We start from the raw sequence: 9,813 nt of genomic DNA on the forward strand, positions 1-9,813 counted from the left end.
TCCAAGCATTGAGCTGCTTATCACGGAACTTGAATGACATCGAAAGTTCCCCAATTTTCAATGCGATAGAACAAAAAATCTGAATCGAGTGTGAGAATTCGCCGAAAACCCGTCCTCTCAGCGCCCAGCACCAGTGACGCATCAGCCAAGTCCATGGGTCGATCTTGATACTGCTCCATAAGCTCTAGCAAACGAGGATAGTCTTGCTCTTGAATTTCGTAAACCACCAAAAGCTTATCTAGAAGCAGTTGCCCTAGCTGTTTTTGCATCATCCATCCGCCTCGATGAAGAGCCAAATACATAGCTTCTGTCAAACAAGACCAAGTTGTGAGGAGAGGAGAGGCAATCTGCATGACAGCCTTTCGGTAAGGCTCATGCTGAGGCTGAGTGCGATCAACTAAACAAAGCAAAACTCCTGCATCGCAAAGGATCACAATTCTAGACCCTGCTGCCGATATTTAGATAACAGATGTTGTTGATAGTCCCTAACTGAGCTCGGTGGTGGGATTTCTAGTTGATCAACAGACTCGAACCAACTTGCCCATGTTTCGGCAAGTTCATCCGGGTGATCATTAGTGATGGTACTAGGCTGCCGCCGATACATCAAAAAGTCAATAAAATCGCTAACTTGAGGCAAGAGCGAATTAGGTAATTTCTGTAATTTAGCAATAGCAGTTTCACGAATCGTCATGATAGCAACCACCTCCAAAATCCTTTGCGTTAATTTTTAATTGATTCAGTTTTTTCAAGAAGTTCAAAGTACCTTTCTGAATTTCCCTGCTGCTCGTAAGGTCATAAAGCTTCTTTCGCAAAGCTTCTTGATAATCAGAAATTGCACTCTGATAGTTCCCTTGTTGAAGCTTGATCGATCCACGTCCGTAATAAACGTCGGGATCATTTGATTGGAGACAAATAGCTTCATTGAAATCTGCGATCGCCCCTTGATAATCTGACAACCGATATTTTGACTATCCCCATCCCTTGTAAGAATCAGATTTCTTCTTTAAGGCATTAGATTAAGAGGGCTGAATGAGATTGCAGACGAATAGCTTCGCTAAAGTCTGCAAATGCACCCTGATAGTCTTCCGAGCTGTATCTCATCCATCCACGACCATTGTAAGCATGCGCATAGCCTACAGAATGTTTGACCCTTGTTGGCAGTGGGGCTTTATGGAGTGGAAATGTAGGCTCTGCAGCTGAGGATGGGGGTGTCGGCCCGATCGCTCATGGGGCATTGAGCGCGATCGCAGCGCTGGCAAAGGGATGGTTCTGTTGCTGACGATTGATGGAGGGGGTACAGGCTGACCCCTTGGCGAATGTAGCCTTCCGTTTCAAGGTCCGTTAGTTCGTCGGTGAGCAAGAGGCAGCGATCAGTTTTGAGGGCATGTTTGGCCTTGCGGAGTCCGGTCAAGATTTCGCCAAACTGCCCGTTGTGGTGGCTAATCATCAGGGGGACTTGCTGCCACACCCCCCGAAAACAGCGGGGGGCATCTTGGGGGTAATGGTCGGTATATTGCAGGGTGTAGGTGCCGTCGCTATAACAACGGGTGCGGAACCAGCGCTGGAAAGGTAGGCCAAGATGTCCAGAGGGTTCCAGCGTATCCCACCAAGAGCGATGCCACCCCTCATAGGGCAACTGCAAAATGCGCTGAATCTGGTCTTCCTCAAAGCCACCGTGTTGTAACAGCGCGATCGCTTCCGACAAATTCACTCGCCACGCCAACGTTTTTAAGTCGGACTGGCAGCGGGTCAGCGCCTGCAAATCTCGCACTGAAAAATCTTCCCCCGAGGGGGCACCCGTGGAAGGCAGGCACCAGACCTGTTCGTACTCGATGACAGCGTCAATATGTTCTAGACCGGTGGTGCTGGCTGGGGGGCCGATAGCGATGCGAATTTGGTCGATTTGATGGGGGCGGGCGATCGCCGGTGAACAATCCACCAGCAAAGATTTCAACATGTCCTCATGGGCGAGGGCGAGGTCTAACTGCACCTGATTGCGATCGAGCCGCGAAATACTTGCTTCGAGATGCATAAGGTCGGAAGAAATCATCTCGCTACCTGTTGATGACTACTAAAAAGCCGCCGGGTCAGTGATGTTCGAGCCCTCGGCGGCTGTGGAGCTAAAGTGACGGTGCCATGACTCCTAGAAGAGTCTCATTCCATGTCTCTATACTTCTCTAGTTAAAGTCAGAATTTAGTCAGTGTGGCAGCGGTCTCAACAAACTTTGTGCTTGTTCTAAAATCGCAACAACGGGATCCCAAACGTTGCATAGGAGCCAGGTGACTCGGTATAAGGAAACACTGCCCGTAAGCGAAGCTGCCCTGAAGGGGCAGGGCATTTTGGGCACCCACCTGGAGTAAAACCTTGAGGCGCATGTTAGGGAAAAGTACCGTTCTTGACCCAGGATTGACCCAGCCACCCAGCCCGCCAGTTACCCGTGCCCTCGCCAATTGCGAACAAATCGGGCTCTCCGTGGCCCCAAATAGTCCGACCTTGGCGTCGGCAATTTGAAATTATTGCCGCTGCCGCCAAAGCAACCCTTTACAATTGTCTAGTTAAGCGAATCGCAAAGAAGGAGTTTCGGACGTGGCGGATAAATACACCCCCGCAGCGATCGAGGAAAAGTGGCAGCAGGTTTGGGCAGAACAAGGGCTAGATAAGACGGACGAAGACCCTAGCAAGCCTAAGTTTTACGCGCTGTCGATGTTTCCCTATCCTTCTGGCAACCTGCACATGGGCCACGTGCGCAACTACACGATTACCGATGTGATTGCGCGGGTGCGGCGGATGCAGGGCTATCGCGTGTTGCACCCCATGGGCTGGGATGCGTTTGGTTTGCCCGCCGAAAACGCGGCGATCGATCGCGGCATCCACCCCGCTAAGTGGACTGATCAGAATATTGCCCAGATGCGCGCCCAGCTCCAGCAGTTGGGACTCTCTTACGATTGGGATCGCGAAGTCGCCACCTGCTCCCCCGACTATTACAAATGGACGCAGTGGAGCTTCATTCAGTTCTTGAAAGCGGGGTTGGCCTATCAGAAAGAAGCGGCGGTGAACTGGGATCCCATCGACCAAACGGTGCTCGCTAACGAACAGGTAGACAGCGAAGGTAAATCCTGGCGATCGGGTGCAAAAGTGGAGCGCAAGCTGCTGAAGCAGTGGTTCTTGAAAATCACCGCCTACGCCGACGAACTCTTGCAAGATTTGGACAAACTCCCCGGCTGGCCCGAGCGCGTACGCCTGATGCAGGAAAACTGGATCAGCAAATCCACCGGGGCCAAGGTCGTCTTCACCACCGAACAGGGCGATGATTTAGAGGTGTTTACCACCCGGCCCGATACCCTGTGGGGCGCGACGTTTATGGTGCTGTCACCGGAGCATCCCCTGGTGGATAAGTTGACCACGGCGGAGCAAAAGAGCGCGATCGCCACTTACCAAGCCGAAGCCGCCGCCAAAAGCGACATCGATCGCACCGACGAAGGCAAAGAAAAATCCGGTGTCTGGACGGGCAGCTACGCCATCAATCCCGTCAATGACGCCAAAATCCCCATCTGGATTGCCGACTACGTGCTGATGGGTTACGGCACCGGGGCGATTATGGCGGTGCCCGCCCACGATCAGCGCGACTTTGAGTTTGCCCGTAAGTTTGGCCTGGAGGTCAAGGTCGTGGTGCAACCCGAAGGCGACACCTTAGACGGCGCGACCATGGCGGAAGCGTGGCCCGGTGAGGGCGTCATGGTGCATTCCGGCCCGTTAGACGGTACTCCAGCGGGGAAAGGGGCAGGGCGGAGCGTCGAGAAAGCGATCTCCTGGCTGGAAACAGCCGATAAAGGCGAAGGCCAAGACAACTTCCGTCTGCGGGACTGGTTGATTTCGCGCCAGCGCTATTGGGGCGTACCGATTCCCGTGATTCACTGCCCCAGTTGCGGCACCGTCCCGGTGCCCGACGAGCAACTACCCGTAGAGTTGCCGGAAAATGTGGAGTTCAGCGGTCGCGGCGCGTCGCCCCTGTCGCAACTGGGCGACTGGGTGAATGTGCCTTGTCCCACCTGTGGCGAGGCCGCCCAGCGCGAAACTGACACGATGGACACCTTTATCGACTCGTCGTGGTATTTCTTGCGGTTCACCGATGCTAATAACGAAGGGGCGATCTTCGATTCCGCTAAGGCGAACGACTGGATGCCCGTCGATCAGTATGTCGGGGGCATTGAGCACGCCATTTTGCACTTACTCTACTCACGGTTCTTCACCAAGGTGTTGCGCGATCGCGGCCTCATCAACATCGACGAACCGTTCAGCCGTTTGCTGACCCAGGGCATGGTGCAAAACATTACTTACAAAAATCCGAAGACGGGCAAATATATCCCCACTGATGAAATCACGGAGATCGAACATCCCGTCGATCCGTCCACCGGTGATCCGCTAGAAGGCTTCTACGAAAAGATGTCGAAGTCCAAGTACAACGGCGTCGCCCCGCAGGATGTGCTGGGCAAATACGGAGCCGACACCGCCCGCATGTTCATCCTCTTCAAAGCCCCGCCTGAAAAAGACTTGGAATGGGACGATGCCGATGTCGAAGGGCAATATCGCTTCCTCAATCGCGTCTGGCGACTGGTCACCGAGTTTGCCGAAAATCCCGCTGCGGCGAAATCGGTAGGGGCGCACGGCCGTGCGCCCCTACCGGAAACCTTGTCCAAACCGGAAAAAGACCTGCGCCGCGCCGTTCACATCGCCATTAAGGAAATCAGCGAAGACATTGAGGGCGACTATCAGTTCAACACCGCTGTGTCGGAATTGATGAAGCTCAGCAACGCTTTGACTGATGCCAAATGCGCCGATTCTCCGGTCTACGCGGAGGGTATTTATACCCTGGTGAAGCTGATCGCGCCCTTTGCGCCCCACATTGCGGATGAACTGTGGGCGCAACTGGGCAGAACAGGATCGATTCATCAGCAGGGTTGGCCCGTGTTGGATGAATCAGCGCTAGTTGCTGACGAGATCACCCTCGTTATCCAAATCATGGGCAAAACCCGTGGCACCATCGAAGTCCCTGCCGACTCCGACAAAGCCGCGTTAGAAAAATATGCCCGCGAGTCCGACATCGCGCAAAAATATCTCGACGGTAAGGAAATCATCAAGGTGATCGTGGTGCCGGGCAAGTTGGTTAACTTTGTGGCGAAGTAAGCTGGAGGCGATCGCCCTCATATGGTGTGTGTGTCATGCCGCACCTGAGTAAACCCACCGCAGAGATCAGCAACGGCTGCACGAAAATATAACGTCATCTCCTTGACTCTACGGCGGCTCTGAACACTCTGGTAAGCGTGATGTTGCTTGGCAGCACTGACTGTTCTAGACGGCCATCTCGCGGTGTCGGTATCAGCCTTACTTGAGCGCCCACGTATTGACAAGAGCCAATAAGCCTCTTTAGAGAAATTTCCCAAGGGCTGAAGCTCAGTGCTAATCCACGACTGGTTGTGGACTCTGCTAACGGGGCAACACATTGAGTTGGCAGAGTTGGCATTGTAATAAAAAACTCCCCCAATCACTCAAACGTGACTGAGGGAGCCGACGGATAATGCCGGGTGCAATTTAAGCAGTGACCATCTGGCAACTAAGCTTGCTGAAGCTTTTTGCGACGAGTGGCGGCAATGACTCCCCCAACTGACAACAAACCTAACATTGCTGCGGGTTCAGGGATGGTGGGAACTTCCGGCTCAACTACGCGCTGGCCGAACCCATAGAACGAGAAGTGGGACAAATCAGGGCTACCACCACCGTTAGGAATTACGCCCTTGGTGTCCCATGCACCGCTGGTCGAGAGGCCATCCCAGAAATAAGAAGCGAAAGAGTTACCCGCCTTCACCACAAACATGCCGTACTGGTACTTGTTAGTAATGCTTTTATCCAGTTCCCAGGTACCAGATTGCTTGTTGCCACTGAAGCTAAATCCGCCTGTGGAGCCACCGCTACCATTATCAACCTTGATTTCGCCCGATACGAAAGAACCACTTTCCCAGTCGATATCGAACAGGCCGTCAAGGTTCTGATTGCTGTTGTTACCTGAGATCGGGCCTTCGCAGCCACTTACACCACTGAAGGCATTCAAGTTACAGCTAGCTTGAACCGCAGTTGGCTGATCATTGCTGTCGCTATTCTTATTCTTGCCGTTGCCCTTAGCGGATGCGCCATCGGCAAACATGGCTACGGTACTGACGGCTAGCAAGGAAGAGCCGATTAGTAATACAAGGTGTTTTTTCATGGTTCTCGGGATTGGAGGGTCGACTGCTTTACTCTCGCTAGATGGCCACAATGGCGCGAGGAGTCTGAGAGAGGCGTGGCACCCAGGAAGATACTGACTCGGAACTTAACTTGTCCTGAGTTCCCTACATACTGGCCTGGCTTGAGTATCAGAAGTTACCGGAAATACACTGAACTCGCAGACCTTCACAAACTCTTTAATCTCCTGAAGCACTCTAACAAGACGACTTTGGCAGCGGGGAGCGGCTACAACAATCGGTGAGTGCCTTGCTGTTTTTCCTATGCGGAATACGGTCGAGATCGCCACAGATGCGCTTGGGGGACTCGTTAGAGGAGCCACCGTTTGCCCAGCTCTGCCGCACAAAACACTAGGATAAAGACTTGTGCCGATGGGCTTGTGGGAAGGGGATAAAGCGCTGATGACTCCATTTTTGCCGCGCTTTGGGCGACTGGCGATCGCCAATATCGTATCGAATTTGATGGTGCCGCTGGCGGGCATTATCGACACGGCATTTTTAGGACACCTGGCCGACGTGCGTCACTTAGGCGGCGTTGCGATCGCCTCGGTGATTTTCAATTTGGTGTACTGGAGCTTTGGCTTTTTGCGCATGGGCACCACGGGGCTGACGGCCCAGGCCTTTGGTCGCCGTGACACCGCTGCGATGAACTTGCTGTTGCTGCGCAACGGATTGCTGGCGGTGGTGCTGGGCCTACTGATTGTGATGCTGCAAGGGCCGATTCGAGAAATCGGGTTTTGGTTGCTCAATGCGGAACCCGATGTCCGTTTGTCCGGGGAAGCCTTTTTCAACGCGCGGATTTGGGGTGCTCCGGCGGTGTTAGCCAATTACGTGCTGTTGGGGCGGTTTTTGGGCTGCGGCCAGGGCCGACGGGTGGTGCTGCTCTCGGTCGTGGGAAATGGGGGCAATATCTTGCTGGATTATTGGTTTATTCGCGAGCTGGGCTGGGAGAGTGCCGGGGCCGGGGCCGCCACGGCGATTAGTCAGGGCTTGATGTTCGCCGTGGGCTTGGGTTTGTTGCTAAGGGAGGTGGCGATCGCTGACCTCTGGCAACTGCGTCCCCAGCTTTGGGACAAAACCGCCCTCACCGCCATGGTGCAACTCAACCGTGACATTATGGTCCGCACCTTTGCGCTGCTGCTGAGCTTTGCGCTGTTCACGAATTGGAGCTCCGCTTTGGGCAGCGAGATTTTAGCGGCTAACACGTTGCTGCTACAGGTCGTGACGCTGACCTCGTACTTTATTGACGGACTGGCGTTTGCTACGGAGACTTTTGCGGGGCAGTTTTATGGCGCGGGGGCAGCGGCTCAGCTCCGCACCTTGCTCGTTTGGGGTCTGAGTAGCAGCGTGGTGTTCGGGATGGCGATCGCCCTCACTTTTAGCCTGTTTACGCAACCGCTGTTTCGCCTGATGACCCAGCATCAGGCTGTGATTGACCAAGTGCAATCGTTAGTTTGGTGGCTAGTGCCGACCTTGACGCTGGGGGCGATCGCCTTCTTGCTAGACGGCTATTTTATAGGGCTGACCCAGGGGCACCTGTTGCGCAACTCAACGCTACTCGCCAGCGGCCTGGGCTTTTTGCCGTTGGGGCTCCTCGCCCGCCATTGGCAGAGTCCCGCTGTGTTATGGATGGCGTTAGCTAGCTTTATGACCGTGCGAGCGCTCACGCTGGGCAGCCAAGTGGCGCGCAGTTTGTCATTGGCGCAAGCCCAAGTGACCGATCCTGACGCAGCAGCGCTGTGAATCGGACTCCGGCTCCGCTACATTTCCTCGCGCGATGATGGGATTACGCTTCGGGAGACAGGTCGGCGGCCTTGGCCTGCATCATTTTGAAAATGTTGTAAAAGCCGTTAGCCCGTGAAGGCGTCAAGCTGACATCGAGCTGCGTTTCCTTGATAAAGTCGGGCGACAGATCAACGACTTCCTGAGGGGTCAGGCCATTCATGCCGCGAATCAAAAAGGCCACCAGGCCCTTGGTAATCTGCGCATCGGACTCACCCAAGTAATGCAGCTTGCCGTCTTCTAAATCAGCAATGACATACACCTGAGAGACGCAGCCCTTGACCTTGTTGTCGTCAGTTTTCTCAGCTTCAGGAAACTCCTCTAGCTTTTTAGCGAGCCAGAGGAGTTGTTCGTAACGCCGCTTGGGATCAGTAGCTTTTTGGAACCGCTGAACCAGTTTTTCGATGGAGGCGGGGCGGGCAGAAGAGGACGCAGACATGGGGCAGGCGATCGCAACAAACGACAAATGGCTTAAAAAGTAACCTTCCCCATTGTAAAGAGGTATCGGCTTAAAGTTCGCCCCTCAGCACTGACCGCATCCGTAAAAAAGGACAGCGCGAGCTGCTGTGGGTCGTGGCGGCTGGGCCAAGTTGGTTGATTTGATACCCCTCGGGATAGGTGCGATTAGCTTGATCGACGCTGAAATGAGGGCGCTGCCGCTTTGGTAACCAGGGCATCAGGCGCTGGCGTAACTGCAAGCCTTGCACAATGACCTGGTTTAACCAGGGTGGCGGAGCGGGCCAACCAAACGCAGTTTGCATCGGTTCATCGGCAATGGCGCGCACTAAGTTGGGCACCAGCGGGGCGGCGATCGCAGGCAGCCAGCCCTGCATCAATTTGACCACCGCGTCCCCCACCGCTCGATTATCGGGATGGTATTGAAAATGCTCAGCTTCGTAAGCCCGGTTAAAGTCGTAAAACGCTTCATAGGTGTTGGGAATATGGTGCAGGCCCATCCGCTGCCCCACCACTCGCCAAAACTCAAACAGGGCTTGCTTTTCTAAACTGGTGAAGGGTCGCCAACCAAAGAATTGATTCCAGCGCACGGGTTCGTAGATCAAGGTTGATAAGACGTAGAGAAAGTCTTCGTTGTAAATGTGGAAGCGTTGATGAATGCGATTCATTTGGGCGATCGCGGCTTGTCCTCTAGAGCTGTCGTAGCCCCATTTCAGGATGTTGCCCAAGATCAGGGTGGTATCGTCGTAGCGTTTTTGCGGACGAAACTCAAACTCGCCCGTTTTTCGCAGCAGGGAGGAAATCCGGGGCACGCAAAAGGTCTTCAAAACCGCAATCTCTAAAGAACGGTTGAGTTCCCAAGGAAAGTCATATCCGGCTAACCGATAACAGATAGCGACAGGATCTATCTCAGCAGAAGATACTGCTAGCGGTAATGTTGGATTCAAATCAGACATGGTGAAGCGATCGCAGTAACGTAGACTCTCCCTCTTCATGCGCCGTGGCGATCGCACCTTCCGGAGAGCTCTTAAAGCTTCATCAATTCCTTAGATAAGCTCCCGGCCCAAGAACGCCGGGGGAACTGAACAATGAACGCCCCCATATCTCGTCTCCTTTGCTTCAAGGCGATGAGGACAACAGACTCGTTTCCTAGCTCGTTCGAGGAGGGCTGGGAAGAACGATATCAGAGCGTTGCTCTGCTCATTCAGCAATGCCGAATGCGGTTAGGGAACTGCAACTAAATAAAGTACCCGTTCAATCCGGTTTCGACTTCGCTCAACCTGCCAGTATCGAGAGTTG

Annotated in this window: 9 protein-coding genes; 2 read left to right on the plus strand and 7 right to left on the minus strand. The window is 53.8% G+C overall.

The genetic code is table 11. From position 1 onward, the window contains the following. Nucleotides 1–20 precede the first annotated feature (20 nt). From JUK32_RS06945 to JUK32_RS06960, 4 genes are all read right to left on the minus strand, one after another. A complete protein-coding gene (locus JUK32_RS06945) occupies nucleotides 21–434 on the minus strand; it encodes a PIN domain-containing protein (protein WP_204138122.1) in 414 nt (137 codons plus the stop codon). Continuing rightward, on the minus strand, nucleotides 431–691 hold the full coding sequence (locus tag JUK32_RS06950) for a hypothetical protein (protein WP_204138123.1): 261 nt from the start codon (nucleotides 689–691) through the stop codon (nucleotides 431–433). The genes JUK32_RS06945 and JUK32_RS06950 overlap by 4 nt, the downstream gene beginning before the upstream one ends. After that, on the minus strand, nucleotides 678–956 hold the full coding sequence (locus JUK32_RS28670; RefSeq protein ID WP_204138124.1) for a tetratricopeptide repeat protein: 279 nt from the start codon (nucleotides 954–956) through the stop codon (nucleotides 678–680). Before JUK32_RS28670 ends, JUK32_RS06950 begins: the two co-directional genes overlap by 14 nt. Nucleotides 957–1,168: 212 nt before the next feature. Then, nucleotides 1,169–2,050 (minus strand): hypothetical protein, encoded by an 882-nt coding sequence (locus JUK32_RS06960; RefSeq protein WP_204138125.1) that lies wholly within the window; start codon nucleotides 2,048–2,050, stop codon nucleotides 1,169–1,171. Nucleotides 2,051–2,587: 537 nt separating this feature from the next. On the opposite strand from JUK32_RS06960, the gene leuS reads away from it, so the two are divergent. Then, nucleotides 2,588–5,185: a leucine--tRNA ligase gene (gene leuS, locus JUK32_RS06965; protein ID WP_204138126.1), complete on the plus strand. Its 2,598-nt coding sequence runs from the start codon at nucleotides 2,588–2,590 to the stop codon at nucleotides 5,183–5,185. 427 nt (nucleotides 5,186–5,612) lie between these two features. On the opposite strand, the gene JUK32_RS06970 is transcribed toward leuS, so the two are convergent. After that, complete coding sequence (locus JUK32_RS06970) at nucleotides 5,613–6,260, minus strand: PEP-CTERM sorting domain-containing protein (protein ID WP_204138127.1); 648 nt, start codon at nucleotides 6,258–6,260, stop codon at nucleotides 5,613–5,615. Nucleotides 6,261–6,648: 388 nt separating this feature from the next. Between JUK32_RS06970 and JUK32_RS06975 the strand changes: the two genes are divergently transcribed. Then, nucleotides 6,649–8,019 (plus strand): MATE family efflux transporter, encoded by a 1,371-nt coding sequence (locus JUK32_RS06975; protein WP_239112400.1) that lies wholly within the window; start codon nucleotides 6,649–6,651, stop codon nucleotides 8,017–8,019. A 43-nt stretch (nucleotides 8,020–8,062) separates the two neighbouring features. Here JUK32_RS06975 and JUK32_RS06980 read toward each other — a convergent pair whose 3' ends face one another. Both JUK32_RS06980 and JUK32_RS06985 read right to left on the minus strand, forming a co-directional pair. Next, nucleotides 8,063–8,497, minus strand: coding sequence for a SufE family protein (locus tag JUK32_RS06980; protein WP_239112395.1), 435 nt, complete (start codon nucleotides 8,495–8,497; stop codon nucleotides 8,063–8,065). Nucleotides 8,498–8,567: 70 nt separating this feature from the next. Further along, entirely contained in the window at nucleotides 8,568–9,470 is a 903-nt protein-coding gene (locus JUK32_RS06985) for an oxygenase MpaB family protein (RefSeq protein WP_204138129.1), read from the minus strand. Nucleotides 9,471–9,813 lie beyond the last annotated feature (343 nt).

Origin of the sequence: Halomicronema sp. CCY15110 (assembly GCF_016888165.1) — a bacterium.
In the GTDB taxonomy this organism is placed as follows: Bacteria; Cyanobacteriota; Cyanobacteriia; order Phormidesmidales; family Phormidesmidaceae; genus Halomicronema.